The organism is Pseudomonas sp. 34 E 7 (assembly GCF_900005715.1).
In the GTDB taxonomy this organism is placed as follows: Bacteria; Pseudomonadota; Gammaproteobacteria; order Pseudomonadales; family Pseudomonadaceae; genus Aquipseudomonas; species Aquipseudomonas orientalis_A.
In genome coordinates, this window is the sequence record NZ_CVTX01000169.1 from 47,558 (window position 1) to 72,704 (window position 25,147).

The 25,147-nt window shown below is 59.6% G+C and carries 25 protein-coding genes and 1 tRNA gene; 18 read left to right on the forward strand and 8 right to left on the reverse strand.

Annotation, left to right across the window (positions count from 1 at the left end; genetic code table 11):
• Positions 1-49: 49 nt before the first annotated feature.
• Together folK and folB are read right to left on the reverse strand one after the other, a co-directional pair.
• Positions 50-568 carry a 2-amino-4-hydroxy-6-hydroxymethyldihydropteridine diphosphokinase gene (gene folK, locus BFP96_RS22690; protein ID WP_065894167.1) on the reverse strand — a complete coding sequence of 173 codons (519 nt, stop codon included), beginning with the start codon at positions 566-568 and terminating at the stop codon, positions 50-52.
• The gene (folB, locus tag BFP96_RS22695; protein ID WP_065894165.1) at positions 559-912 is read right to left on the reverse strand and encodes a dihydroneopterin aldolase; all 354 of its coding nucleotides are present in this window, start codon (positions 910-912) and stop codon (positions 559-561) included. The genes folK and folB overlap by 10 nt, the downstream gene beginning before the upstream one ends.
• 74 nt (positions 913-986) lie before the next feature.
• Between folB and plsY the strand changes: the two genes are divergently transcribed.
• A complete protein-coding gene (plsY, locus tag BFP96_RS22700; RefSeq protein WP_057723660.1) occupies positions 987-1,556 on the forward strand; it encodes a glycerol-3-phosphate 1-O-acyltransferase PlsY in 570 nt (189 codons plus the stop codon).
• Positions 1,557-1,574: 18 nt separating this feature from the next.
• On the opposite strand, the gene tsaD is transcribed toward plsY, so the two are convergent.
• A complete protein-coding gene (gene tsaD / locus BFP96_RS22705) occupies positions 1,575-2,600 on the reverse strand; it encodes a tRNA (adenosine(37)-N6)-threonylcarbamoyltransferase complex transferase subunit TsaD (RefSeq protein ID WP_065885497.1) in 1,026 nt (341 codons plus the stop codon).
• Positions 2,601-2,802: 202 nt separating this feature from the next.
• Here tsaD and rpsU point away from each other — a divergent pair, with 202 nt between their 5' ends.
• From rpsU to BFP96_RS22740, 7 genes are all read left to right on the forward strand, one after another.
• Positions 2,803-3,018, forward strand: a complete 216-nt coding sequence (gene rpsU, locus BFP96_RS29545) for a 30S ribosomal protein S21 (RefSeq protein WP_002551877.1) — start codon at positions 2,803-2,805, stop codon at positions 3,016-3,018.
• Positions 3,019-3,460: 442 nt separating this feature from the next.
• Positions 3,461-5,431, forward strand: coding sequence for a DNA primase (gene dnaG, locus BFP96_RS22715; RefSeq protein WP_065885495.1), 1,971 nt, complete (start codon positions 3,461-3,463; stop codon positions 5,429-5,431).
• A 67-nt stretch (positions 5,432-5,498) separates the two neighbouring features.
• Positions 5,499-7,349 carry an RNA polymerase sigma factor RpoD gene (gene rpoD / locus BFP96_RS22720; protein ID WP_065937063.1) on the forward strand — a complete coding sequence of 617 codons (1,851 nt, stop codon included), beginning with the start codon at positions 5,499-5,501 and terminating at the stop codon, positions 7,347-7,349.
• 135 nt (positions 7,350-7,484) lie between these two features.
• Positions 7,485-10,856: a bifunctional diguanylate cyclase/phosphodiesterase gene (locus BFP96_RS22725; RefSeq protein WP_065894159.1), complete on the forward strand. Its 3,372-nt coding sequence runs from the start codon at positions 7,485-7,487 to the stop codon at positions 10,854-10,856.
• A gap of 17 nt (positions 10,857-10,873) precedes the next feature.
• Positions 10,874-10,950 (forward strand) — tRNA-Ile (locus tag BFP96_RS22730).
• A gap of 344 nt (positions 10,951-11,294) precedes the next feature.
• Positions 11,295-11,585 (forward strand): Phd-YefM, encoded by a 291-nt coding sequence (locus BFP96_RS22735; RefSeq protein WP_065894157.1) that lies wholly within the window; start codon positions 11,295-11,297, stop codon positions 11,583-11,585.
• A 9-nt stretch (positions 11,586-11,594) separates the two neighbouring features.
• Entirely contained in the window at positions 11,595-11,882 is a 288-nt protein-coding gene (locus BFP96_RS22740) for a type II toxin-antitoxin system RelE family toxin (RefSeq protein ID WP_065894155.1), read from the forward strand.
• Positions 11,883-12,046: 164 nt separating this feature from the next.
• Here BFP96_RS22740 and BFP96_RS22745 read toward each other — a convergent pair whose 3' ends face one another.
• Positions 12,047-12,295 carry a CsbD family protein gene (locus tag BFP96_RS22745; protein ID WP_065885492.1) on the reverse strand — a complete coding sequence of 83 codons (249 nt, stop codon included), beginning with the start codon at positions 12,293-12,295 and terminating at the stop codon, positions 12,047-12,049.
• 263 nt (positions 12,296-12,558) lie between these two features.
• Here BFP96_RS22745 and BFP96_RS22750 point away from each other — a divergent pair, with 263 nt between their 5' ends.
• From BFP96_RS22750 to pqqE, 9 genes are all read left to right on the forward strand, one after another.
• Positions 12,559-13,005, forward strand: a complete 447-nt coding sequence (locus tag BFP96_RS22750) for an Lrp/AsnC family transcriptional regulator (protein WP_065937064.1) — start codon at positions 12,559-12,561, stop codon at positions 13,003-13,005.
• 167 nt (positions 13,006-13,172) lie between these two features.
• Complete coding sequence (locus tag BFP96_RS22755) at positions 13,173-14,855, forward strand: flavin monoamine oxidase family protein (RefSeq protein WP_065937095.1); 1,683 nt, start codon at positions 13,173-13,175, stop codon at positions 14,853-14,855.
• Between the two features lie 10 nt (positions 14,856-14,865).
• Entirely contained in the window at positions 14,866-15,660 is a 795-nt protein-coding gene (locus BFP96_RS22760) for a carbon-nitrogen hydrolase family protein (RefSeq protein WP_065894153.1), read from the forward strand.
• Positions 15,661-15,708: 48 nt separating this feature from the next.
• A complete protein-coding gene (gene pqqF / locus BFP96_RS22765; RefSeq protein WP_065937065.1) occupies positions 15,709-18,084 on the forward strand; it encodes a pyrroloquinoline quinone biosynthesis protein PqqF in 2,376 nt (791 codons plus the stop codon).
• 159 nt (positions 18,085-18,243) lie between these two features.
• Entirely contained in the window at positions 18,244-18,318 is a 75-nt protein-coding gene (gene pqqA / locus BFP96_RS22770; RefSeq protein WP_003194766.1) for a pyrroloquinoline quinone precursor peptide PqqA, read from the forward strand.
• A 70-nt stretch (positions 18,319-18,388) separates the two neighbouring features.
• Positions 18,389-19,300: a pyrroloquinoline quinone biosynthesis protein PqqB gene (gene pqqB, locus BFP96_RS22775; RefSeq protein ID WP_065897240.1), complete on the forward strand. Its 912-nt coding sequence runs from the start codon at positions 18,389-18,391 to the stop codon at positions 19,298-19,300.
• A gap of 10 nt (positions 19,301-19,310) precedes the next feature.
• Positions 19,311-20,063, forward strand: a complete 753-nt coding sequence (gene pqqC, locus BFP96_RS22780; protein WP_065894147.1) for a pyrroloquinoline-quinone synthase PqqC — start codon at positions 19,311-19,313, stop codon at positions 20,061-20,063.
• Positions 20,060-20,335, forward strand: coding sequence for a pyrroloquinoline quinone biosynthesis peptide chaperone PqqD (gene pqqD, locus BFP96_RS22785; protein WP_065885486.1), 276 nt, complete (start codon positions 20,060-20,062; stop codon positions 20,333-20,335). Before pqqC ends, pqqD begins: the two co-directional genes overlap by 4 nt.
• On the forward strand, positions 20,277-21,458 hold the full coding sequence (gene pqqE / locus BFP96_RS22790) for a pyrroloquinoline quinone biosynthesis protein PqqE (protein ID WP_065894145.1): 1,182 nt from the start codon (positions 20,277-20,279) through the stop codon (positions 21,456-21,458). The genes pqqD and pqqE overlap by 59 nt, the downstream gene beginning before the upstream one ends.
• 5 nt (positions 21,459-21,463) lie before the next feature.
• Here the strand turns inward: pqqE and BFP96_RS22795 are convergent, their stop codons facing one another.
• The 4 genes from BFP96_RS22795 to BFP96_RS22810 form a co-directional block, all read right to left on the reverse strand.
• Complete coding sequence (locus BFP96_RS22795) at positions 21,464-21,622, reverse strand: YqaE/Pmp3 family membrane protein (RefSeq protein ID WP_003194776.1); 159 nt, start codon at positions 21,620-21,622, stop codon at positions 21,464-21,466.
• Positions 21,623-21,715: 93 nt separating this feature from the next.
• Positions 21,716-22,036, reverse strand: coding sequence for a helix-turn-helix domain-containing protein (locus tag BFP96_RS22800; protein WP_065885484.1), 321 nt, complete (start codon positions 22,034-22,036; stop codon positions 21,716-21,718).
• Complete coding sequence (locus BFP96_RS22805) at positions 22,020-22,385, reverse strand: type II toxin-antitoxin system RelE/ParE family toxin (protein WP_065885483.1); 366 nt, start codon at positions 22,383-22,385, stop codon at positions 22,020-22,022. Before BFP96_RS22805 ends, BFP96_RS22800 begins: the two co-directional genes overlap by 17 nt.
• A gap of 223 nt (positions 22,386-22,608) precedes the next feature.
• Positions 22,609-23,871 carry an aspartate aminotransferase family protein gene (locus tag BFP96_RS22810; RefSeq protein ID WP_065937066.1) on the reverse strand — a complete coding sequence of 421 codons (1,263 nt, stop codon included), beginning with the start codon at positions 23,869-23,871 and terminating at the stop codon, positions 22,609-22,611.
• 209 nt (positions 23,872-24,080) lie between these two features.
• Between BFP96_RS22810 and BFP96_RS22815 the strand changes: the two genes are divergently transcribed.
• Positions 24,081-24,980, forward strand: a complete 900-nt coding sequence (locus BFP96_RS22815; protein WP_065885481.1) for a LysR family transcriptional regulator — start codon at positions 24,081-24,083, stop codon at positions 24,978-24,980.
• The last annotated feature ends 167 nt before the right edge of the window (positions 24,981-25,147 follow it).

Consider the following 25,147-nt stretch of genomic DNA (forward strand, 5'->3'; position numbering starts at 1 on the left):
CTGAGAGCGCCGCGTTATCGTTCACGTTCTTCGCGAGCAAGCTCGGCTCCTACAGAAGCACGTCTGCCGTGAGTTGCCGGCCCTGCCATTCAAACGCCACGGGCGCCAGCACCTGTTCAATTTGCGCATCTCGCCACAGCTCGGCCATGGTCTTGCCCGCCTCCGGGTGAACACGATCCGGCGCCATCATCGACAGCGGCCACAGCACAAAAGCGTTTTTCAGGATTTCTGCGCGCGGCAGGATCAAACCGTCGAAATTACCCACCAGATCGCCATACAGCAGCACGTCGATGTCCAACGGCAAGCCTTTGCGATCGGGCGCATAACGACCATTGTCGGCCTCGATGGATTTCAACCGGCGGTCCAGCTCCATCAACGGCAGGTCGGTGCAGCCCGACACCACCAGATTGAAGAACGGCCCGCTTTTGATACCCACCGGCTGGCTTTCGAACACCGCCGAACAGCGCATGTCCGTCAAAAAGCTCGCCAGCGCATCAAGGCCCGCACGTAAATTGAGCTCGCGCTCGATATTACTGCCAAGGCCAAGGTAAACCTGAGTCAGCGACATCCGCGCTCGATCTCCACGCCCACGCCCTTGGCGGCCGGGACGGCTCCTGGCTTGGTCAATTTGAGGTGCAGCCAGGGAATCTGGAATTCACTCATCAGCACTTGGGCAAGGCGCTCGGCGAAGGTTTCCACCAGTTGGTATTGGGACTGTTCGGCAAAGGCCTGGATACGCGCGGACACGCTGGCGTAATCCAGGGCCAGGCTCAGGTCGTCACCGGCGGCGGCCGGACGGTTGTCCCAGGCAAAGCTCAGGTCCAGGCGCAGGCATTGACGGATGCCGCGCTCCCAGTCGTAGGCGCCGATCACGGTGTCGACTTCCAGGCCTTCGATAAACACTCTGTCCAAGCACTCTTCTCCGCAGCACGACAAGGGCGCGATGCCCCGTTAGAATCAGGGCGTCCTCGCCCGGAATAGTTAGCATGTTTTGGTCACTGGCGATTCTCGCCTACCTGCTCGGCTCGCTGTCCTTTGCCATTTTGCTCAGCCGCCTGACGGGAAATCCCGATCCGCGAATGAGTGGCTCAGGCAATGCCGGCGCCACCAATATGTTGCGCCTGGCCGGCAAAAAACTTGCCGTACTGACGCTGCTGGGCGACCTCTGCAAGGGCCTGCTGCCCGTACTGATCGCCAGCCTCGCGGGCCTTACCCTGCAACAGCAGGCCTGGGTGGGCATCTGCGCCGTCCTCGGCCACCTGTTCCCCCTGTACTTCCGCTTTCGCGGCGGCAAAGGTGTTGCCACGGCGGCCGGCATGCTGCTGGGCATCTACCCTCCGGCAGCCTTACTGGCGGTACTTGCCTGGCTGCTGACGTTCTACCTGACCCGTACCAGCTCACTGGCGGCACTGATCGCCACACCGCTCACCCTGCCCTTGCTGGCCTGGCAGGAACCGGCGGCGCTGCTGCCGATGAGCGTACTGACACTGCTGATCGTCTGGCGCCACCGCGGCAATCTACGCGACCTGTTTGCCGGGCGCGAACGGCATTTTTAACAGGGTCCACGTTACCCCCTACAACGGCGACAACTGCTCCATCGGCCAACGCGCCTGCACGCTGATCGCCAGGCTTTCATGCTGCCCGGCCTGCAGGCGCTGGCAGCCGGCGTAGGCGATCATTGCGCCATTGTCGGTGCAAAACTCAGGACGCGCGTAAAACACATCGCCCTTCATCTCCCCGAGCATCTTCTCCAGCGAACTGCGCAAGGCCTTGTTGGCGCTGACGCCGCCGGCAATCACCAGCCGCTTCATGCCGGCCTGCTTCAGGGCACGCTTGCACTTGATGGTTAAAGTCTCTACCACGGCCTGCTGGAACGCCAGCGCGATGTCGCAACGGGCTTGCTCGCCGTCGTCCCCGGCGCTGACGCTCTGCTGCCAGGTATTCAACGCCGAGGTTTTCAGGCCGCTGAAGCTGAACATCAAACCAGGGCGATCACACATCGGCCGTGGGAATGTGTAACGACCGGCCACGCCTTTTTCGGCGAGCCGGGCGATTTCCGGACCGCCGGGATAATTGAGCCCCATCATCTTCGCGGTCTTGTCGAATGCTTCGCCGGCGGCGTCGTCCAGCGACTCGCCCAACAACGTGTATTGACCGATGCCGTCGACCTGAACCAGCTGCGTATGCCCCCCCGAAACCAACAAAGCGACGAACGGGAACGCCGGCGGTGTTTTTTCCAGCATCGGGGCCAGTAAATGACCTTCCATGTGGTGCACACCGAGGGCCGGAATGCCCCAGGCAAATGCCAGCGCCTGAGCACAGGAAGCCCCAACCAGCAGGGCTCCGACCAATCCGGGGCCTGCGGTATAGGCAATGGCATCGATCTCGGTCGGCACGCAGCCGGCTTCATCCAGCACCTGGCGGATCAATGGCAGCATACGTTTGACGTGATCACGGCTGGCAAGCTCCGGCACCACGCCGCCATAGGCGCGATGCAGGTCGATCTGACTGAACAGTGCATCGGCCAGGAGCCCGCGTTCACTGTCGTAAAGTGCGACACCGGTTTCGTCGCAGGAGGTTTCAAGTCCCAGTACTAGCATGGGTTTGCGCCTTGTAGAGGCTGAATTCGAAGGCGCGCATAATAGTCGCCACTCCCCCTCCCGCCTAGCGGTTTTCGATCAGAGGCTTTGCATTCCTGCCAATGAGGGGTTAACATCCGCAACCCTTAAAAACCGACGACCTCAGCCGCGAATTTTTTGCGACGAGAACGTTGATCCCGGTAATGAAAGAAGGTAGCTCTGGATGCCAGCCGTCAAAGTAAAAGAGAACGAACCCTTCGACGTAGCTCTGCGTCGTTTCAAGCGCTCCTGCGAAAAAGCCGGTGTTCTGGCTGAAGTTCGTAGCCGCGAATTTTACGAGAAGCCAACTTCTGAGCGTAAGCGTAAAGCAGCAGCCGCTGTTAAGCGTCACGCCAAGAAAGTTCAGCGCGAGCAGCGCCGCGCCGTTCGTCTGTACTAATACACAGACGTTCGTAGCAAGCTTCTGCCAAGCCCGGCCCTCAGCCGGGCTGTTGGCATTTGCGGATATCGCTTGATGCTTCATCGTCGACGCCGCACACGCGACCGAGACACCGCTTCAAACGTCAGGACTGGCTCTTTTGCCAGCGGTGCACGTCTCTTCTGACGAGCCTAACAAGGCTACTGACGAGCACACCTAATTCTTCAAGCAGGCGATCATACTGTGTCGACTGTGCCCATAGCTGAGCTTCCGAGACCGCCCACAGGTCAAGACCGGACTCACGGGCAACTTTTATTCGTCGAACACTGATAGAAACTAACGTCAGCGAATGTTCGACAGATACACTCTCTGACATCCCATGCAGACGATAATGATCAAGCACCCAACGTGCGCTTGAACATTTCACGGGCCCTCATTTACACGCAGTGATGACGAGAACGCCATGGCCGGGCTGATTCCCCAGAGCTTTATTGACGACCTTCTGAACCGCACCGACATCGTCGATGTCGTCAGCTCACGCGTGCAACTGAAAAAAGCCGGCAAGAACTACACCGCCTGCTGCCCGTTCCATAAAGAAAAAACCCCGTCGTTCAGCGTAAGCCCGGACAAGCAGTTCTATTACTGCTTCGGTTGCGGTGCAGGCGGCAACGCCCTCGGCTTCCTGATGGACCACGACAACCTGGATTTCCCCCAGGCCGTCGAGGACCTGGCAAAAGCCGCCGGCATGGAAATCCCCCGCGAAGAAAGTGGCCGCGCGCACAAACCGCGACAGCCCACTGACTCGCCGCTGTATCCACTGCTGACCGCCGCCGCCGACTTCTATCGACAGGCACTTAAAAGCCATCCGCAGCGCAAAGCCGCCGTCGACTACCTCAAGGGCCGCGGCCTCACCGGTGAAATCGCCCGGGACTTCGGCCTCGGTTTTGCGCCGCCCGGCTGGGACAATCTGTACAAGCACCTGAGCAGCGATACACTCCAGCAAAAAGCCATGATTGATGCCGGCCTGCTGGTGGAAAACGCCGAGACCGGCAAGCGCTACGACCGCTTCCGTGACCGCGTGATGTTTCCGATACGCGACAGCCGCGGCCGCATCATCGCGTTCGGTGGCCGCGTGCTGGGGGACGACAAGCCCAAGTACCTGAACTCTCCGGAAACCCCGGTTTTCCATAAGGGCCAGGAACTCTACGGGCTGTTTGAGGCACGCAAGAACAACCGCAACCTCGACGAAATCATCGTGGTTGAAGGCTATATGGACGTTATCGCCCTGGCCCAGCAAGGCCTGCGCAATGCAGTGGCGACGCTCGGTACCGCCACCAGCGAAGAACACATGAAACGCTTGTTTCGCGTGGTGCCCAGCGTGCTGTTCTGCTTCGACGGCGACCAGGCCGGCCGCAACGCCGCCTGGCGCGCACTCGAGGCCACGCTGTCGAGCCTGCAGGATGGGCGCCGCGCACGCTTTCTGTTCCTGCCCGAAGGCGAAGACCCGGACACCCTGGTGCGCTCCGAAGGCACCGACGCGTTCCGTGCCCGCATCAATCAACACGCACAGCCGCTGGCGGACTATTTCTTCCAGCAACTGACCGAAGAGGCCGACCCGCGCTCGCTTGAAGGCAAGGCCCATATGGCCACCCTCGCAGCGCCGCTGATCGATAAAGTCCCCGGCGCCAACCTGAAATCACTGATGCGCATGCGCTTGCTGGAAATCACCGGTTTGAGCGGCGAAGCCGTCAGCCAGCTGGTGCATAACGCACCGCAAGATGCACCACCGGCCTACGACCCTGGCATGGATTACGACGCCATGCCGGACTATTCCGACTTCCACCAACCGCAGGAGGCGTATGCGCCCCAGCAGGAATGGACGCCGAAAAAGCCCGGCGCCGGCGGCAAAAAATGGGACAAGAAGCCCTGGAGCAAGAATGGCAAACGCGGCGACCGCGATGAGGCCCATGCCCCGCGCACTCCGGTTGCCGTGGAAGCGCCGACGCTGATTGCCTTGCGCACGCTCATCCATCACCCGCAATTGGCGGGCAAGGTTGAAAGCGCCGACCATTTCGCCAACGCGAGCAACACCTACGCTCAGGTGCTTATCGCCTTGATCGAGGCCGTGCAGAAAAATCCTAAGCTAAACTCAATCCAGCTGATGGCTCGCTGGCATGGCACGGAACAGGGCCGTTTGTTAAAGGCACTTGCGGAAAAGGAGTGGCTAATTGACGGCGATAACCTTGAACAACAGTTTTTAGACACCATTAATAGGTTATCCGCGGGTCAGCACACACAGACCCTCGATGAGCTCATTAAGAGAGCAAGACAGCCGGGATTGTCGGCTGAAGAGCAAATTCAGATAGCAAAACAGATGCGCGACCTTTTAAAACAGAACGTTTGCACATCAAACCCGACCTCAGCTGGCGTGTGAGGTCATAGCTCGGGTATAATCCTCGGCTTGTTTTTTGCCCGCCAAGACCTTCAGTGGATAGGGTGTTATGTCCGGAAAAGCGCAACAGCAGTCTCGTATCAAAGAGTTGATCACCCTTGGTCGTGAGCAGAAGTATCTGACTTACGCAGAGGTCAACGACCACCTGCCTGAGGATATTTCAGATCCTGAGCAGGTGGAAGACATCATCCGCATGATTAATGACATGGGGATCCCCGTACACGAGAGTGCTCCGGATGCGGACGCCCTTATGTTGGCCGACGCCGATACCGACGAGGCAGCCGCTGAAGAAGCCGCTGCCGCGTTGGCCGCGGTGGAGACCGACATCGGTCGCACGACTGACCCTGTGCGCATGTATATGCGTGAAATGGGTACCGTCGAGTTGCTGACACGTGAAGGCGAAATCGAAATCGCCAAGCGTATCGAAGAGGGCATCCGTGAAGTGATGGGCGCAATCGCGCACTTCCCTGGCACGGTTGACCACATTCTCTCCGAGTACACTCGCGTCACCACCGAAGGTGGCCGCCTGTCCGACGTCCTGAGCGGTTATATCGACCCGGACGACGGCATTGCGCCACCTGCCGCCGAAGTACCGCCGCCGGTTGATCCAAAAGCGCCGAAAGCGGACGACGATACCGACGACGACGAGGCTGAAGCCAGCACCGACGACGAAGAAGAAGTCGAAAGCGGTCCAGACCCGGTCGTCGCTGCCCAGCGTTTCGGTGCGGTTTCCGATCAAATGGAAATCACCCGCAAGGCGCTGAAAAAGCATGGTCGTGGCAACAAGCAGGCTATTGCCGAGCTGTTGGCCCTGGCTGAGCTGTTCATGCCGATCAAGCTGGTGCCCAAGCAATTCGAAGGCCTGGTTGAACGGGTTCGTAGCGCCCTCGAGCGTTTGCGTGCACAAGAGCGTGCCATCATGCAGCTCTGTGTCCGTGATGCGCGCATGCCGCGTACCGACTTCCTGCGCCAATTCCCGGGCAACGAAGTTGACGAAACCTGGAGTGACGCTCTGGCCAAAGGCAAGTCGAAATACGCCGAAGCCATTGGTCGCCTGCAGCCGGACATCATCCGTTGCCAGCAGAAACTGAGCGCACTGGAGACTGAAACTGGCCTGACGATCGCCGAGATCAAGGACATCAACCGTCGCATGTCGATCGGTGAGGCCAAGGCCCGCCGCGCGAAGAAAGAGATGGTTGAAGCCAACTTGCGTCTGGTGATCTCCATCGCCAAGAAGTACACCAACCGCGGCCTGCAATTCCTCGACCTGATCCAGGAAGGCAACATCGGCCTGATGAAGGCTGTGGACAAGTTCGAATACCGTCGCGGCTACAAGTTCTCGACTTATGCCACCTGGTGGATCCGTCAGGCGATCACTCGCTCGATCGCCGACCAGGCCCGCACCATCCGTATTCCGGTGCACATGATCGAGACCATCAACAAGCTCAACCGTATTTCCCGGCAGATGTTGCAGGAAATGGGTCGCGAACCGACCCCGGAAGAGCTGGGCGAACGCATGGAAATGCCTGAGGATAAAATCCGCAAGGTATTGAAGATCGCTAAAGAGCCGATCTCCATGGAGACGCCGATTGGTGATGACGAAGACTCCCATCTGGGTGACTTCATCGAAGACTCGACCATGCAGTCGCCTATCGATGTCGCCACTGTTGAGAGCCTCAAGGAAGCGACTCGCGACGTACTCTCCGGCCTCACTGCCCGTGAAGCCAAGGTACTGCGCATGCGTTTCGGCATCGACATGAATACCGACCACACCCTTGAGGAAGTCGGTAAGCAGTTTGACGTGACCCGTGAGCGGATCCGTCAGATCGAAGCCAAGGCGCTGCGCAAGTTGCGCCACCCGACGCGAAGCGAGCATCTGCGCTCCTTCCTCGACGAGTGATAACAGAACCCCCGGCCCAGGCCGGGGGTTTTGCTTTCCAGGCATTTTTTTCCAAAGATTAACTGCCCCGCAACGCCCCGCCCTCGCAATGCCCGTCTACACTCGAGACATTCCCCGTGCCATAACGAGACCGTTATGCCCAGATTGCCGACCGTGATACTGCTGTCGCTGCTGACCTGGACCGCAACGGCTGGCGCGATGACTCTCACTGATGATGAGCGTAGCTGGCTGACGGACCATCAGGAGCTGCGCCTTGGGGTGGATGCGTCATGGCCACCTTTTGAATACCGTGATGAAAATGGCCGCTACCAGGGCCTGGCCGCCGATTATGTACGCCTGATCCAGGATCGCCTGGGCATCAGGGTCAAGTTGATCGAGCCGGCGAACTGGACCGCCGTGCTCGAACAAGCGCGCAACAATCAGCTCGATCTGCTACCCGGCGTCATGTCCACCCCGGAACGCCAGAGCTTCCTGGCCTTCACGCGCCCCTATATCGACTTTCCCATCGTGATACTGGCCCATGAAGGCGGTGCGAAACCACGCAGCCTCAAGGACTTGTACGGACTGAAAATCGCCGTGGTGGAAAACTACGCGCCCCATGAATTACTGCGCACCCACCACCCGGACCTCAATCTCGTCGCGATGCCTAACGTCAGCTCCACGCTGCAGGCCCTGGCCATCGATGAAGTGGATGCGGTAGTCAGTGACCTGGCGTCCAGCGTCTGGAGCCTGCGCCAACTGAAACTCGATGGTTTATACGTCAGCGGTGAAACGCCCTACCGCTATCAGTTGGCAATGGGCGTACCACGGGATGAAAAAATACTGGTGGGTATCCTGGACAAGGTCCTCGCAGATCTCAGCCCAACCGAAACCGATGCGATCCAGCAGCACTGGGTGGGCAGTTTCAGCGATCACCGCACGTTCTGGGCAGATCTGTTGATGTACGGCCTGCCTGCGGTGTTGCTGCTGAGTACAGTGCTGGCCATAGTCATTCGAATCAATCGCCGGCTCAGCTCGGAAATTTCCCGCCGAGTGGCCCTTGAGCAGCAACTGCGCAGCAGCGAGTACCACTATCGCGGCCTGGTGGAGAGCCTGTCCGCCATCGCCTGGGAAGCCAGCATCAGCGATTTCACCTACAGCTACGTGTCGCCCCATGCTGAGGAACTGCTTGGCTACCCCCGTGCCCACTGGCTGATCCCCGGCTTCTGGCGCAACATCATTCACCCCGCCGACCTGGTGCGCGCCGAAACCTATTGCTACCGTGAAACCCGCGCTAACCGTGATCACAGCATCGACTACCGTGTCATCACCGCCGACGGCCGCTGCCTGTGGGTGCGCGACATTGTCAGCCTGATCAAATACGGCCCGGAACCGGTGCTGCGCGGCCTCATGATCGACATCAGCGAGGCCAAACGTACGGAAGAGGCACTTCTGCTGTCCGAGCAGAAGTTCGCCAAGGCGTTTCATGCCTCCCCCGATGGCTTGTTGCTGAGCCGTCAAAGCGATGGCCTGCTGATAGAAGTGAACGAAGGCTTCAGCCACCTGACCGGTTACACCAGCGCCACCTCGCTCGATCAATCCACCCTGGACCTTGGCATTTGGGTCGACCTCAATGAACGCAAGCACATGCTGGAATTGATGAAGCGCGACGGCTTTGTGCGCGACTTCATCTGCCGTATTCGCCATGTCGATGGTCGGATTCGCCTCTGCGAACTGTCCAGCCGCCCGCTGCCCATAGGCGAAGAAGACTGCATGCTGACCATCGCCCGCGACATCACCGAACGCCAGCAAATGCAGGAAAAACTGCAACAGGCCGCCACCGTGTTCGAGAGCACTGCCGAAGGCGTCTTGATCACCGATACGCGGCAGAACATCAGCGCCGTCAATCGCGCGTTCAGCGAAATCACGGGCTACAGCGAAGCCGAAGCACTTGGCCACACCCCGCGCCTGCTCGCCTCCGGCCTGCACGACAGCGCCTTCTATGCCGCAATGTGGCACCAGTTGACGACCCAGGGACACTGGCAGGGCGAGATTTCCAACCGCCGCAAGAACGGAGAGCTTTACCCAAGCTGGCTCACCATCAGCGCGGTGCGCAATAGCGACCAGGTGGTCACCCACTTCGTCGCGGTATTTGCCGACATCTCCAGCCTCAAGCTCGCCCAGGCGCGCCTCGACTATCAGGCCCATCACGATCCATTGACCGGCCTGCCCAACCGCACGCTGTTTGAAAGTCGACTGCAAGCGGCCCTCAATGGCCAGCAGGAAAGCGGGAATCAAGGCGCCGTGCTGTTTCTCGACCTGGACCGCTTCAAACACATCAATGACAGCTTGGGCCACCCGGTCGGTGACCTGCTGCTCAAAGACATCGCCGTACGCCTCAAGGAACAACTGCGCGATATCGACACCGTCGCCCGCCTGGGCGGCGATGAATTCATCATCCTGCTGCCCGGCCTGCAACAGGCCAGCGACGCGCAATACCTGGCGAACAAACTGCTCGATTGCTTCACACCGCCCTTCCAGGCCGGCGAACACGAGTTCTTTATCAGCGCGAGTATCGGTACAAGCCTGTACCCACAGGACGGCACCGACGTCGCCACCCTGGTCAAAAACGCCGACGCCGCGATGTACCGCTCCAAAGCCAAGGGCCGCAACCGTGTTGAAAGCTACACCCGCGACCTGACGGCCCAGGCCAATGAACGCGTAGCGCTGGAGCATGAGCTGCGCCGCGCCATCGAACGTGAAGAGTTGAGCCTGTACTACCAACCCAAACGCAGCCTGATCACCCACGAACTGATCGGCGCCGAAGCCTTGATTCGCTGGCACCACCCCACCTTCGGCGACGTCCCGCCCGAACACTTCATCGCCCTGGCCGAAGAGAACGGCACTATTTTGCAAATTGGCGATTGGGTACTGGAACAGGCCTGTCGACAGCTGCATGTCTGGCAAGGCGCTTTCGAGGACTTCGGGCCGCTGTCGGTCAACCTCGCCGGCGCGCAGCTGCGACACCCCAATCTGTTGTCGCGCATCGAACAACTGCTGCGCGATTACCGCCTGGAGCCCGGCTGCCTGCAACTGGAGATCACCGAAAACTTCATCATGAGCCAGGCGGAAGAAGCACTGGCGGTGCTGCACCAGCTCAAAAGACTGGGCGTACAACTGGCAATCGATGATTTCGGCACCGGCTATTCGTCCCTCAGCTACCTCAAGCGCCTGCCGCTGGACTTCCTCAAGATCGACCAATCCTTCGTCCGCGGCCTGCCCGACGACCCTCACGACGTCGCCATCGTGCGCGCCATCATCGCCCTCGGCCACAGCATGCAATTCACCATCATCGCCGAAGGCGTGGAGAACCCCGCCCAGCAAGCATTCCTCGCCGCAGAAGGCTGTGAACAGATGCAAGGCTACATCGTCAGCCTGCCCCTGCCACCGGAGCTATTTGCCGAAACCTTCCTTCGTACACGGATGAGGGATTTTACGGATGGCACAGCGAGGAAACCGTCGTTATAATCCGCGTCCAGTTACAAGGGCCTATAGCTCAGTTGGTCAGAGCAGAGGACTCATAATCCTTTGGTCCACGGTTCAAGTCCGTGTGGGCCCACCACCTTCAAGGCCACGTATTACGTGGCCTTTGTCGTTTTATAATTCCCCTTTTTTGCTCTGTCTATTGCTCCATAAAGCCAAAAGTGTCCAAAAAGCGTCCACCGTCATTTTCTCCGCTACGCCCTCATTCCGCTCAGTTACCAACCTTGTTGGGAATCCCATGAGCTCCGAAGTCATTGCGAGTACACGAAGCGAAAACACCACTTTTCGTACATAAATATATTCAACCAATGGTTGAATAGCGTGAAATGCTGCGCAATACTTTACGCAGGTAAACGCACAGTATTTAACGCATCATCGTATGCATATCTGTGTTTCATGTGTATTTCGTATGGAGTAACAGTCATGGCAGCGTTGCTTGAGCGAGCTGATCAGGCCGTATCGGTTACCGCGATGGTTCGAGGATTCAGTGCGAAGCTCAAAGAGGTATCGAGCCGCACCACCGATCATCTGGTTGTGTTCAAAGATAATGAGCCCGCAGCAGTCATCGTAAACGTCCAGGCTTACCAAGAGATGCTTGATGAGCTTGAAGACCTTCGTATTGAAGCGACGGCACGTGATCGATTGGCAAATTTCGACCCACAAAAGGCTATTTCCCACGCAGATATGCGGACCAGGTACGCCAGAAAAGACTAAGGATTTGCGATGGTTTGGGTCGTCATATACCACCCGGATACAGAAGAAGATTTCGATAAGCTTGGTTCTGCGGCGGCAAACCGGATCCTTGACGTGATTGAAGACAGGATTGAAAACGGCGAGCCTGACAAAAGCGGAAAACCTTTAAGCGGCAGCTTGGCTGGGTGTCGCAGAATCCGGACGGGCGACACTCGAATCGTCTACCGGGTCGATGGGAAGAAAATCGAGGTTCTAATCGTTGCTGTCGGAGCTCGTCGTGACAGCGAAATTTACGACACGGCTAAAAAACGAGTCTAAGCCCGCAATGGCGGGCTCCCCTTTGTTACGAGGCAGTAACAACCATTACTGAGAGACTTGAGCCTCCCGCCAGCGTGCCGCGAGCATCCATAACAAACGAGTTCACGGAATGCAGCAGCCCACCATTGGCAGCCTGTTAACAGGCGTGGGAGGCCCCACTCACCTCAACGGCGCAACAAACGGTCCAGCACCAACAGAGCCACTGCACCAATCGCGATGGCCGCAACCGGTTTTTCCTTAACGAAAGTCGATACGCTGTCCAGCGCGTCGCCATAAGTTTGAGTCAGTTGCCCGGCAGCTTGGCGTCCAGCGCCTTCGGCTTCCAGCTTCGAATCACCAAACAATTTACCCACGGCGCTCTGTGCCTTGCCGGCAAGCTTCTCTGTAACGCCTTCGACTTGTTCACTCTTCATAACTCACCAAACCTTTGCGTGTAAGTGGGAAACCCAGGGTCTGCCTGGGCCAGGGTTATCTGCAAATCTTTAGGGGGATGGGGTCTGGGATAAGTTCAAAGTAGATAAGGCGCCAGAGAGGCCAAACCACGGTTGGAGGGTGGCACTTGAGCCAAAAAAAGCCGCGCATTGCGCGGCTTTCGTGTGTCTGGCGTAGCGGTTCTGTAAGCCGAACCAAGCCTGTAACATGCATGCCCACGACCCCCGCACTGGAGCTTCTCCCCTTGCCCACCCTGGACGAGATCGACCGCCAACTGATCGCCGCCTTGCAGCTCAACGCTCGCGAAAGCGTGGCAATGCTTGCCCGGCAACTCGGCATTGCGCGTACCACGGTGACGTCGCGCCTGGCCCGTCTGGAGAAAACCCAGGTGATTACCGGTTATGGCGTGCGCCTGGGCCAGCGCTTGGCGGATGGCGGTTTGCAGGCTTATGTCGGGATTACCGTGCAGCCGCGTTCGGGCAAGGAGGTGCTGCGCAGGTTGAGTGCAATGGCTCAGGTCCAGCAGTTGTGCGCGGTGAGCGGCGAGTTTGATTATGTGGCGTGGCTGCGCACTGAGTCGCCGGAGCAGCTGGATCAATTGCTCGATCAGATCGGCAGTGTCGATGGTGTGGAGAAAACCACGACTTCGATCATTCTCAGTAACAAATTGAACCGTGGACAACCTATCTGACCAAACAGCTCGTCATAATGACTAAAATAAGTGCAATCCGACGACACATTGCGTCTTATTAACGAGCGCAACGCTCCCTAAACTGGCTGCCATCTTTTCCTATACTCAACGGGCCCTCTCCCGCCGAGTCGTCAGTAAGGTCAGCCATGAGCATTCCGTCCAGCAGCATCGCCAAGCCCCATCGCCACCCCACTGACGGTAAAAAACCCATCACGATCTTCGGCCCGGACTTTCCGTTTGCCTTTGATGACTGGATCGAGCATCCCGCCGGCCTGGGCAGTATTCCTGCCGCCAATCACGGCGCTGAAGTGGCGATCGTAGGCGCCGGCATTGCGGGGCTGGTGGCGGCCTACGAACTGATGAAGCTGGGCTTGAAGCCGGTGGTGTACGAAGCCTCGAAGATGGGCGGTCGCCTGCGCTCCCAGGCTTTTGAAGGCGCCGAAGGCATTATCGCCGAGCTGGGGGGGATGCGTTTTCCAGTGTCATCCACCGCCTTCTATCACTATGTGGACAAACTGGGCCTGGAAACCAAACCCTTCCCCAACCCGCTGACGCCGGCATCCGGCAGTACCGTCATCGATCTGGAAGGCCAGACCCACTACGCGCAAAAACTGTCCGACTTGCCTGCACTGTTCCAGGAAGTGGCCGACGCCTGGGCCGACGCCCTGGAAGCCGGTTCTCAGTTCAGCGATATCCAGCAAGCGATCCGCGACCGCGACGTGCCGCGCCTCAAGGCGCTGTGGAATAAACTGGTTCCGCTGTGGGACGACCGCACCTTCTACGATTTCGTCGCCACCTCCAAAGCGTTCGCCAAGCTGTCGTTCCATCATCGCGAAGTCTTCGGCCAGGTCGGTTTCGGCACCGGCGGCTGGGACTCGGACTTCCCCAACTCGATGCTGGAAATCTTCCGCGTGGTAATGACCAACTGTGACGACCATCAACACCTGGTGGTCGGCGGTGTGGCGCAAGTGCCCATGGGCATTTGGCGTCACGTACCCGAGCGCTGTGCCCACTGGCCCGCCGGTACCAGCCTCAGCTCATTGCACAGAGGCGCGCCACGGGCCGGGGTGAAGCGCATCGCCCACGCCGCCGACGGTCGTTTCGCCGTCACCGACAACTACGGTGACACCCGCGAGTACGCCGCCGTGTTGACCACCTGCCAGAGCTGGCTGCTGACCACCCAGATCGAATGCGACGAAACCCTGTTTTCGCAAAAAATGTGGATGGCCCTGGACCGCACTCGTTACATGCAGTCATCGAAAACCTTCGTCATGGTCGACCGCCCGTTCTGGAAAGACAAAGACCCGGAAACCGGCCGCGACCTGATGAGCATGACCCTCACCGACCGCCTGACCCGTGGCACCTATCTGTTCGATAACGGCGACGACAAGCCGGGCGTGATCTGCCTGTCCTACTCGTGGATGAGCGACGCGCTGAAAATGTTGCCCCAGCCCATCGACAAGCGGGTCAAGCTGGCACTCGACGCGCTGGCCAAGATCTACCCGAAAGTCGACATCAAGGCACGCATCATCGGCGACCCGATTACTGTGTCCTGGGAAGCTGATCCGCATTTCCTCGGTGCCTTCAAAGGCGCGTTGCCCGGCCATTATCGGTATAACCAGCGCATGTATGCGCACTTCATGCAGAAGGACATGCCCGCCGAGCAACGTGGGATTTTTATCGCCGGCGACGACGTTTCCTGGACACCGGCCTGGGTTGAAGGCGCGGTGCAGACCTCGCTGAACGCGGTGTGGGGCATCATGACCCACTTCGGCGGCAGCACCCACCCGGAAAACCCGGGGCCCGGCGATGTGTTTGACGAGATTGGGCCCATCGCCCTGCCCGAATAAGGAGCCTGACATGCGTGTCGCCCTGTACCAATGCCCGCCACTGCCGCTGGATGTCGCCGGTAATCTCACACGCCTGCGGCAACTGGCGCACGAAGCAGCGGGAGCCGATGTGCTCGTGTTGCCGGAGATGTTCCTGACGGGCTACAACATTGGCGCCGAGGCTGCAGGCGCCTTGGCCGAGGCTCAGAATGGCGAGTCTGCCCAAACCATTGCCGACATCGCGCAAAGTGCCGGGTTGGCGATTCTGTACGGTTATCCGGAGCGGACCGAGGATGGCCAGGTCTACAACGCCGTGCAGTTGATCGACGCCCACGGCACACGCCTGTGCAACTACCGCAAGACGCATCTGTTTGGCGACCTGGACCATTCGATGTTCAGCGCCGGTGACGACGACTTCCCGTTGGTGGAATTGAACGGCTGGAAGCTGGGTTTGCTGATTTGCTACGACCTGGAGTTTCCGGAAAACACGCGTCGCCTGGCCCTGGCCGGTGCCGAGTTGATCCTGGTGCCCACCGCCAATATGGTGCCGTTCGACTTTGTCGCCGACGTCACCGTGCGAGCGCGGGCGTTCGAGAACCAGTGTTTCGTGGCCTACGCCAATTACTGTGGGCACGAGGGCGATATTCACTACTGCGGCCAAAGCAGCATTGCCGCGCCGGATGGTCAGCGCATCGCCCAGGCGGGGCTGGATGAAACGTTGATCGTCGGCACGCTTGAGCGGCAAGCGATCCTCGACGCCCGCGCCGCCAATCACTACTTGCAGGACCGTCGCCCCGAGCTTTACGGCGCACTGCACAAGCCCTGACCCATCGGGTTTGCTAGCATAGGCACTTGCCCCGTTTCGGAAGTGCCCATGCCTGCGCCGGTTCACCCTCACCCTCTGCACCTGACTTTGGCCAATGGCCTGCACCTTTGCCTGCGCCATGCGCCGCGCTTGAAGCGCTGCGCCGCCGTTTTACGCGTGGCGGCGGGCAGTCATGACGCGCCGTTGGCATGGCCGGGGCTGGCGCATTTTCTAGAGCACTTGTTGTTTCTGGGAACTGAGCGTTTTCCTACAGGCGAAGGGCTGATGGCCTACGTACAGCGTCATGGCGGGCAAGTGAATGCCAGCACCCGGGAGCGCGTCACCGAGTTCTTTTTCGAGCTGCCGGTGTCGACCTTCGACGAAGGGCTGGTGCGCTTGGCCGACATGCTGACGCACCCTCGCCTGGCCATTGACGACCAACTGCGCGAGCGCGAAGTGCTGCATGCGGAGTTCGTGGCCTGGTCTCAGGATGCCAAGGCGCAGCAACAGGTAGCCTTGCTGAAGGGCCTGGCCGCTGATCATCCGCTGCGCGGCTTTCATGCGGGCAATCGCGACAGCCTGCCAGTGGAACGTGAGACCTTTCAGCAGGCGCTGCGCGAATTTCATCAACGCTTCTATCAGAGCGGGCAGATGACATTGAGCCTGGCCGGCCCGCAATCCCAGGAAGACCTGGAAGCGCTGGCGCAGCGATTCAGTACGCAGTTGAGCCCTGGCCCGCTGCATCCCCAGGCTGCGCCACCGGCGCTGATGGCCGGGCAAGCGCGGGGCTATCAGCACGCTGCCGATCATCATCTGCACCAGGTCATCACCTGTGATGCACCGCGCGAAGCGCTGGCGTTTCTCTGTACCTGGCTCAACAGTGCGGCGCCGGGCGGCTTGCTCGCTGAACTCAAGGATCGACGCCTGGCAACGGCAGTGCACGCCTCGGTGCCGTATCACTTTGGCGGACAGGCCGTGCTGGATATCGACTTTACCCTCGACATCCAAAGCGACTCGACCACACAGATCGAGGCGCTGTTGTACGACTGGCTGAGTTTTTTCGCACACAGCGACTGGGCGCCGTTACGCGAAGAGTTCGCCTTGCTCACTGCGCGCCAGCAGCAGGTCCAGGGCGCCCTGGCGCTGGCACGCAACGACACCGAAGAGTTATCGGAGCAAAGCCTCGCAGCCCTCAAGGCCATGCTCGACGCCTTGCACCTGCCGCCTGCCACGCGCGGGTGGCAGCTTCCACCGAATAACCCGTTCCTGCGCCCGCCCGTCAAGGAAGAACGGGCCGGCTTGATTCGCGGCCAGACCAGCGCCCACCGTGGCTTGCGCACGTTCGCCCAGGATCGTTCACGGGGACGACGGGACCTGTCGGCGCTGACATTCAGCCAGGCCATGGCCAATGACACTGACGAAGGCGCGCTGTACCTGCGCTGGCGATTTGACTGCGGCGTGCCTGCCGGTCTAGAAAACCTGTTGCAGCCGCTGCGCGAGCGTGCCGCTCAGGCGGGTGTCGAGTTGTGTTTCGAAACCATCGCCAATGACTGGCAGGTAAAAATGCTTGGCGTCCACGAGCCCATGCCCGCCGTGCTCGAAGCGCTGGCGCACTGCTTGACCACTGCCGATGAACATCTGCCGCCACCGCCCTCGGCACCGATGATCGCCATCCGCGAACTGCTCAAGGCATTGCCCGGTTGCTGTGCCGGTGTTCAGCCAACGTCCCAGGCAACCCCTGTCTCATGGGCCACCGCGCGTTGGCATGGGCTGGGCGCAGGTTTACCGGCAGCCTGTGAAGCGGCCATCAAAACCGCCTCGGCACGACTGCCTGGGCAACCTGCACCGCTTCAGTATCCGCCTGAAAATCTCCAGGACCAGCGTCTCTGGCATGAGATAAACACCGATTCCGGCGAAGCAGCGCTGTTGCTGTTCTGCCCGACACCCACCCAGGCCCTGAGCGATGAAGCCGCCTGGCGCTTGCTCGGTCATCTGCTGCAAGGGCCGTTCTATCAGCGCCTGCGCGTTGAACTACAAATCGGCTACGCGGTTTTCAGCGGCATCCGACAGCTCAATGGGCAAACCGGCCTGCTGTTCGGCGTGCAGTCCCCCAGCGCTTCCCTGGATGAAATCGTCGAACAGGTGCAGACCTTTCTGGCACAACTGCCGTCATTGATCGAGCGCAGCGCCGACATGGGTAACGAGGCTCTGGCGCAGCAATTCAGGGTCCAGTCACTGCCTATCACCCAAGCCGCCGATTTGCTGTGGCACGCGCACCTGGCGGGTCGCCCATCGGACTACCTGGAGCAATTACAAGATTTGATACAAACCTGCTCGCGGCAAGATGTACAGCGCGCCGCTCAACAGCTGAACGACGCCACAGGCGGCTGGCGTTGCCTCGCCAACGGGCCGTGCCCCCTACGGGCGTGGCACTCGGCCGATTGATCGTTGCCAACCCTGCAACAGGCTTTTTCTTTCAAGACAGCGCTAACTCGAAAAGAATTGCGTAATATTCACACGCAATATCTGAACATCTCCCATGGGAGGTGGACTATATGTACTACTTGGTAGTGAACATCCCCATCCCTTGATAGGAGTATGAATATGACCTGGTCCAAACCTGCCTACACCGATCTGCGCATCGGTTTCGAAGTCACCATGTACTTCGCCAGCCGTTAATTCGCTGGGTACTACAACGCCTCGGTTCGCCCGGGGCGTTTTTGTTTTGAGCTTTGCTGATGGAGCGATCATGTTTGTCCAGATTCTAGGTTCCGCCGCCGGCGGTGGCTTCCCGCAGTGGAACTGCAACTGCGTGAACTGCGCAGGTTTTCGTGATGGCAGCCTGCGGGCCCAGGCGCGTACCCAGTCGTCCATTGCGATTTCCGACGATGGTGTGAACTGGGTGCTGTGCAATGCGTCGCCGGATATCCGCGCGCAGTTGCAGGGGTTTGCGCCGATGCAACCGGGCCGCGCCCTGCGTGACACGGGCATCGGCGCGATCATCCTGATGGACAGCCAGATCGACCACACTACCGGCCTGCTGAGCCTGCGCGAGGGCTGCCCGCACCAGGTGTGGTGCACCGATATGGTCCATGAAGACCTGAGTACCGGCTTCCCACTGTTCACCATGCTCACTCACTGGAACGGCGGCCTGGCCTGGAACCGTATCGAGCTGGACGCCAGCTTCACCATCAAGGCGTGCCCCAACCTGCGCTTCACCCCGCTGCCGCTGCGCAGCGCGGCGCCGCCTTATTCGCCGCATCGCTTCGACCCGCACCCGGGCGACAACATCGGCCTGATCGTCGAAGACCTGCGCACCGGCGGCAAACTGTTCTACGCCCCAGGCCTGGGCAAGGTCGACGCGCCGCTGCTGGAGATCATGGCCGGCAGCGACTGCCTGCTGGTGGACGGCACGATGTGGGACGACGACGAAATGCAGCGCCGTGGCGTCGGCAACCGCACCGGCCGCGAAATGGGCCACCTGGCGCAGAACGGTCCTGGCGGTATGCTCGAAGTGCTGGAACAGTTGCCAAAGCAGCGCAAAGTGCTTATCCACATCAACAACACCAACCCGATCCTCGATGAAGACTCCCCCGAGCGAGCCGAGCTGGTGCGGCGAAATGTCGAAGTAGCCTACGACGGCATGAGCATTGAGTTGTAGGAGACCTCAGATGACTGATACACCGATGACCCCTGAAGCATTCGAACAGGCCCTGCGCGCCAAAGGCGCCTTCTACCACATCCACCACCCCTACCATGTGGCGATGTACGACGGCCGCGCCACCCGCGAACAGATCCAGGGCTGGGTCGCCAACCGCTTCTACTATCAGGTGAACATTCCCCTGAAGGACGCCGCGATCCTGGCCAACTGCCCGGACCGGGAAATCCGCCGTGAATGGATCCAGCGCCTGCTCGATCACGATGGCGCGCCCGGAGAAGACGGCGGCATCGAAGCCTGGCTGCGCCTGGGCCAGGCCGTTGGCCTCGATCCCGACCAACTGCGCTCCCAGGAACTGGTGCTGCCCGGCGTACGCTTTGCGGTGGATGCCTACGTCAACTTCGCCCGCCGCGCCAGCTGGCAAGAGGCCGCCAGCAGCTCGTTGACCGAACTGTTCGCGCCGCAGATCCACCAGTCGCGCCTCGACAGCTGGCCGCAGCATTACCCGTGGATCGACCCGACCGGCTATGAATACTTCCGCACCCGGCTGGGCCAGGCCCGTCGCGACGTGGAACACGGGTTGGCGATCACCCTGCAGCATTACACCACCCGTGAAGGCCAGGAGCGCATGCTGGAAATTCTCCAGTTCAAACTGGACATCCTGTGGAGCATGCTCGACGCCATGAGCATGGCCTACGAACTGAACCGCCCGCCGTACCACAGCGTGACCGCAGAGCGGGTCTGGCATAAAGGGATCACCCTATGAGTTTTGATCGCAGCAAAAAACCGACTTGGCGCCCAGGCTATCGCTATCAGTACGAGCCCGCACAGAAAGGCCATGTGCTGCTCTACCCGGAAGGCATGATCAAACTCAACGACAGCGCCGCGCTGATTGGTGGACTGATTGACGGCGAGCGCGACGTGGCCGCCATCATCGCCGAGCTGGACCAGCAATTCCCCGGCGTGCCGGAACTCGGTGATGACATCGAGCAATTCATGGAGGTCGCCCGTGCCGAGCACTGGATCACCCTTGCCTGAAAAACCCGCTATCGGCCTGCCGCTCTGGCTGCTCGCCGAGCTGACTTACCGCTGCCCGCTGCAGTGCCCGTACTGTTCCAACCCGCTGGATTTTGCCGAGCAGGGCAAGGAGTTGAGCACCGAACAGTGGATCAAGGTATTTCGCGAGGCCCGCGAGATGGGCGCCGCGCAGCTTGGGTTTTCCGGCGGTGAACCGCTGGTGCGCCAGGACCTGGCCGAGCTGATCGGCGAGGCGCGCAAGCTCGGTTTCTACACCAACCTGATCACCTCCGGCATCGGCCTGACCGAACAGAAGATCAGCGACTTCAAAAAGGCCGGCCTGGACCATATCCAGATCAGCTTCCAGGCCAGCGACGAACAGGTCAACAACCTGCTGGCCGGTTCGAAGAAAGCCTTCGCGCAAAAACTCGAAATGGCCCGCGCGGTAAAAGCCCACGGTTACCCGATGGTGCTGAACTTCGTCACCCACCGGCATAACATCGACAAGATCGACCGCATTATCGAGCTGTGTATCGCGCTTGAGGCGGACTTTGTCGAGCTTGCCACTTGCCAGTTCTACGGCTGGGCACAGCTCAACCGTGTGGGGTTATTGCCGACCCGGGAACAACTGGTGCGCGCCGAACGCATCACCAACGAATACCGCGCGAGGCTCGAAGCCGAAGGCCACCCGTGCAAGTTGATTTTTGTCACGCCGGATTACTACGAAGAACGTCCGAAAGCCTGCATGAATGGCTGGGGCAGTATTTTCCTGACAGTCACGCCGGACGGTACCGCCCTGCCCTGTCATGGTGCCCGACAGATGCCGGTGCAGTTTCCCAATGTGCGCGACCACAGCATGCAGCACATCTGGTACGACTCGTTCGGTTTCAACCGCTTTCGCGGCTACGACTGGATGCCCGAGCCGTGCCGTTCATGCGATGAGAAGGAAAAGGACTTCGGCGGCTGCCGCTGCCAGGCTTTCATGCTCACCGGGGATGCGAGTAACGCAGACCCGGTGTGCAGCAAGTCCGAGCAGCACGGCATCATCCTGCAAGCGCGGGAAGAAGCCGAACATGCCACCCAGACCATTGAACAGCTGGCGTTTCGCAATGAGCGCAATTCACGCCTCATCGCAAAAGGCTGAGGGCCTCAGCGCTTGGCGATGATGTACACGGCGTGAATGATGCCGGGGAAGTAACCGCACAGGGTCAGCAGGATGTTCAGCCAGAATGCGCCGCCAAATCCTACTTGCAGGAACACACCCAGTGGCGGCAGCAGAATGGCGATGATGATACGAATGATGTCCATGGGTCAGCTCCAGAAAATCGGCTCGTGTGAGCCGTGTAGCTAATCGACATTGGCGCTTCGTGAGGGTTCAGTGGTTTCTGGCATTGGGCCATCTCATGCCAGAATCTGCAGGCCATGCTTTTGAACAATGCTCAACAACTTGAGCGCCATGCCGCTGGGTTGTTTTTCGCCGGACTCCCACTGCTTAACAGTCGATGCGCTGGTGTTCAGGTAGCGCGCGAACACGGGCTGGCTGACGTGGCTGCTTTCACGCAAGTGTTTGATCTGCTCGGCTGGCATATGTGCAGGCACCGTTGCTAGACACGTTTCGTCGAACTCACGAAGCGTGGTTTTGCTGATGGCGCCAATTGTATAAAGCGCTTCGGCGGACTGGTGAATAGACTCAAGCGCCTCACTTTTATATTTCCTGGTCATGATGTATCTCCACAAACTCTTTTAAATCCAGCAATTGCTGAATCTGGACATGGTTTAAGTCTTCGTAGAGCTTGGCCAGCAACCGAAAGCCATCCAGTTCACGCTGACTGATATTGCTCTGACTCTGCTTGGCGAACAGCAATTGGTAGACCCAGTAGTGCCTGCCTTTAGCCAGGACAATGGAGCGATGGCGATTTTGGTTCAGCCGCTTCTTCCAAACGCCGCCGCCCAAATTTTCAGCCTGCCCGTTCAGCAAATCGCTGAATGCTTCTTTTAGCTCAGAATCGCTTATCCAAGCTTTGCTGGCTGCTTTCGCAAAATTCCGAGTTTTGAACAATCTGAGCTTCATGAAAATCCTTCTCGAAAACATACCACTCGGTGGTATAGATTAGAAGAGGGCGTTGGGCGCCCCCATCGACATTCCTTGCCGAAGCCCGCTAAAAAGCCATTGTTTCCAACGACGCACAAGCAACCTTTTCAATCCAAAAATTACGCACGCAAAAAAACGCCCCCAGCCAAAAGAATCAGGCTGGAGGCGCCGCGTATCCCGCGAGACGGTTCAGAAAATGGGGTCAGACGGCAATGCCCTTGCGGCATTGCAGTTGGGCGGTGCGTACCCGAGAGAAGGCACGGGCCAGGCGCAGGAGCATTTCGTCAATGTGGTTCTTGCTGATGTTCAGGGCGGGGGTGAAACGCAGACAATCCGGCTGCGCAGCCGTGAGGATCAGACCTTCGTGCAGCGCGGCCTTTACCACCGCAGCCGCGCAATCGTCCGACAGCGTCAGGCCCCATATCAGTCCGTTGCCGCGCAGTTGCCCATGCTCGTAACGGTAGGCCAGGCGGGTAAGGCCTTCTGCCAGGTAGAGGCCGGATTCGCGTACGTGTTCGAGAAAGCCGTCGGTCAACACGGCCTCGAGCACCGCGATCCCCGCTGCGGCCATCAGCGCATTGCCGTGATGGGTACCGTCCAGCTCGCCCGTTTCGAAGCAACAGGCGGTGCCGCGTGCCAGCAACGCCGCCAGCGGCACGCCACCACCCAGGCCTTTGCCGAGGGTAATGATGTCGGCGCGAATGCCATATTGCTGCTCGGCGAGCAGACTGCCGCAGCGGCCGATCCCGGTTTGCACATCATCGAGAATCAACAGGATGCCCAGTTCGCGGCACAGACGTTCGACGCCCTTGAGGTAGTGTTCGGTCGCAGGGATGACACCGGCGGCGCTTTGGATCGGCTCCAGCATGATGGCGACGGTATGCGCATCGACGGCGGCGTGCAAAGCCGGCAGATCGTTGAAAGGTACGTGACTGAAACCCGGCAATTGCGGCTCGAAACGGTTTTCCCAGGCAACGGCCGAAGCCGACATCGCGGCGAAGCTCTGGCCGTGGCAGCCGTTGCTCACCGTAATGATGTGATAAGCGCCGCCGCGATGCAGTTGGCCCCATTTGCGCGCCAGTTTGATTGCGGCTTCGCAGGCCTGGGCGCCGCTGTTGAGCAGGTAGGCCTGATCGCTGCCGGTGTGATGGCACAGGCGATCAACCAGGTCGAGCTGCGCCCGGTTGTACAAGCCCATGCCCGGGTTGATCACGGTTTGCATCTGTTCGGTGATGGCGTCGCGCACCGCTTGTGGGCTATGGCCGAGGCTGTTGGCGCCGCCGCCCTGGCTGAAATCCAGGTAGGCACGGCCGTTACTGTCCGAAAGCCAGGCGCCTTGACCCTGGACGAACACCTCGCAGGGACGCGCGACAGTGGGCATCAGGCATTGGTTGGAAAAATCATCAGGCTGAGCATGAAGTACCAGGTCGTCAAGACTGGGCGCCGGACGCCGGAACAGGTTCACAGTTCAGCCCCGATAGCAACCGCACCTGGGTAGGTGTCGGGTACCAACAGCGCGACGCGGTGTTTTGTCTTGCCTATGTAAACGCCATTACCAAAAACGTGAGTCATTGCCCGATTCGGCCCTGTAAGCCCTGCGAATAGGCGCTAGACTAGGCCGCTCGGAGGCCAACGGCCATTTCGATTTTCCAGCTTTTTCGATAAGCAAATCTTATGGATTTCAAGCAACTGCGTTATTTCGTCGCGGTTTATGAGGAAGGCCACGTAGGGCGTGCCGCAGAGCGTCTGTCGATCTCCCAGCCGGCATTATCGCAGCAGGTTCGCCAACTGGAGCAGAACCTCGACGTGAGCCTGTTCGAACGCAGCAGCAAGCGCCTGCTCCCCACACTCGCCGCACACACGCTGTACAACCACGCCTTGCCCCTGATCGACGGCATGCAGCAAGCCGTGGAGGCGTTGCGTAACTTCAAGGGCCAGGCGATGCGCACCTTGGCCATCGGTGTGCTGCAAACCGTGCACACCAGCCTGGTGCCGCAAATGCTCGAGCGGGTGCGCAAGGCTCAACCGCACCTGGTCGTGCAGATCTACGAATTGACCGGGCTTGAGATCGAGCGGCGGCTGCTCAACGGCTCGCTGGACATCGGCATCAGCTACCTGCCACCCCGCCAACCGGGCCTGCATGGCGTGTTGTTGTACGAGGACGAATTGAAGGTGGTCATCCCTGAGCAACATCCCTTGCGGGAATTCAAGAAGGTCTCGCTGAAACAGGCAGCGGAGTTGCCGATGTTGCTGCTGGGGGAAGAATTCCAGGTACGGCAGATCTGGCAGGGTCAGTTGGCCAATCTGGGCCGACGCCCGCAGGTGCAGGCCGAGCTTAATACCATGGCGGGGATTCTCGACAGCCTGCCTCATACGCAGTTGGCCACTGTGTTGCCGGGGCGTTCCCAGGACGAACACAACAGCCAGTCGCTGCTATGGAAACCCTTGAGCGAACCCAGGGTGCCGTTGAAAGTCGGTTTGGTGTGCCGTGACGTGCAGCGCCAGCAAGCGACGGTGGCGTTGCTGCGCACGTTGCTTGAAGACGTGATGAATGCCCCGCAGGCAGGCGCCTGACTTTTTCGCGGGCAAAAGAAAACCCCGCCGAAGCGGGGCTTTGCAGACTGTTTCCCTGACATCCATTTCACTCCGCCATCCTGGCAGAATCCTACGTGTCCGTGTTGTTGCTTTGCGCTTCCTGCGCGACGTCCATGTGAAGTAGATTATCCGTGGATCCAATTTGG

Bases quoted from the DNA above. Each gene is read 5' to 3' on its own strand.
- folK (WP_065894167.1), bottom strand. From the start codon at position 568: ATGTCGCTGACTCAGGTTTACCTTGGCCTTGGCAGTAATATCGAGCGC.
- plsY (WP_057723660.1), top strand. From the start codon at position 987: ATGTTTTGGTCACTGGCGATTCTCGCCTACCTGCTCGGCTCGCTGTCC.
- tsaD (WP_065885497.1), bottom strand. From the start codon at position 2,600: ATGCTAGTACTGGGACTTGAAACCTCCTGCGACGAAACCGGTGTCGCA.
- rpsU (WP_002551877.1), top strand. From the start codon at position 2,803: ATGCCAGCCGTCAAAGTAAAAGAGAACGAACCCTTCGACGTAGCTCTG.
- dnaG (WP_065885495.1), top strand. From the start codon at position 3,461: ATGGCCGGGCTGATTCCCCAGAGCTTTATTGACGACCTTCTGAACCGC.
- rpoD (WP_065937063.1), top strand. From the start codon at position 5,499: ATGTCCGGAAAAGCGCAACAGCAGTCTCGTATCAAAGAGTTGATCACC.
- BFP96_RS22725 (WP_065894159.1), top strand. From the start codon at position 7,485: ATGCCCAGATTGCCGACCGTGATACTGCTGTCGCTGCTGACCTGGACC.
- BFP96_RS22735 (WP_065894157.1), top strand. From the start codon at position 11,295: ATGGCAGCGTTGCTTGAGCGAGCTGATCAGGCCGTATCGGTTACCGCG.
- BFP96_RS22740 (WP_065894155.1), top strand. From the start codon at position 11,595: ATGGTTTGGGTCGTCATATACCACCCGGATACAGAAGAAGATTTCGAT.
- BFP96_RS22745 (WP_065885492.1), bottom strand. From the start codon at position 12,295: ATGAAGAGTGAACAAGTCGAAGGCGTTACAGAGAAGCTTGCCGGCAAG.
- BFP96_RS22760 (WP_065894153.1), top strand. From the start codon at position 14,866: ATGCGTGTCGCCCTGTACCAATGCCCGCCACTGCCGCTGGATGTCGCC.
- pqqF (WP_065937065.1), top strand. From the start codon at position 15,709: ATGCCTGCGCCGGTTCACCCTCACCCTCTGCACCTGACTTTGGCCAAT.
- pqqB (WP_065897240.1), top strand. From the start codon at position 18,389: ATGTTTGTCCAGATTCTAGGTTCCGCCGCCGGCGGTGGCTTCCCGCAG.
- pqqC (WP_065894147.1), top strand. From the start codon at position 19,311: ATGACTGATACACCGATGACCCCTGAAGCATTCGAACAGGCCCTGCGC.
- pqqD (WP_065885486.1), top strand. From the start codon at position 20,060: ATGAGTTTTGATCGCAGCAAAAAACCGACTTGGCGCCCAGGCTATCGC.
- pqqE (WP_065894145.1), top strand. From the start codon at position 20,277: ATGACATCGAGCAATTCATGGAGGTCGCCCGTGCCGAGCACTGGATCA.
- BFP96_RS22795 (WP_003194776.1), bottom strand. From the start codon at position 21,622: ATGGACATCATTCGTATCATCATCGCCATTCTGCTGCCGCCACTGGGT.
- BFP96_RS22800 (WP_065885484.1), bottom strand. From the start codon at position 22,036: ATGACCAGGAAATATAAAAGTGAGGCGCTTGAGTCTATTCACCAGTCC.
- BFP96_RS22805 (WP_065885483.1), bottom strand. From the start codon at position 22,385: ATGAAGCTCAGATTGTTCAAAACTCGGAATTTTGCGAAAGCAGCCAGC.
- BFP96_RS22815 (WP_065885481.1), top strand. From the start codon at position 24,081: ATGGATTTCAAGCAACTGCGTTATTTCGTCGCGGTTTATGAGGAAGGC.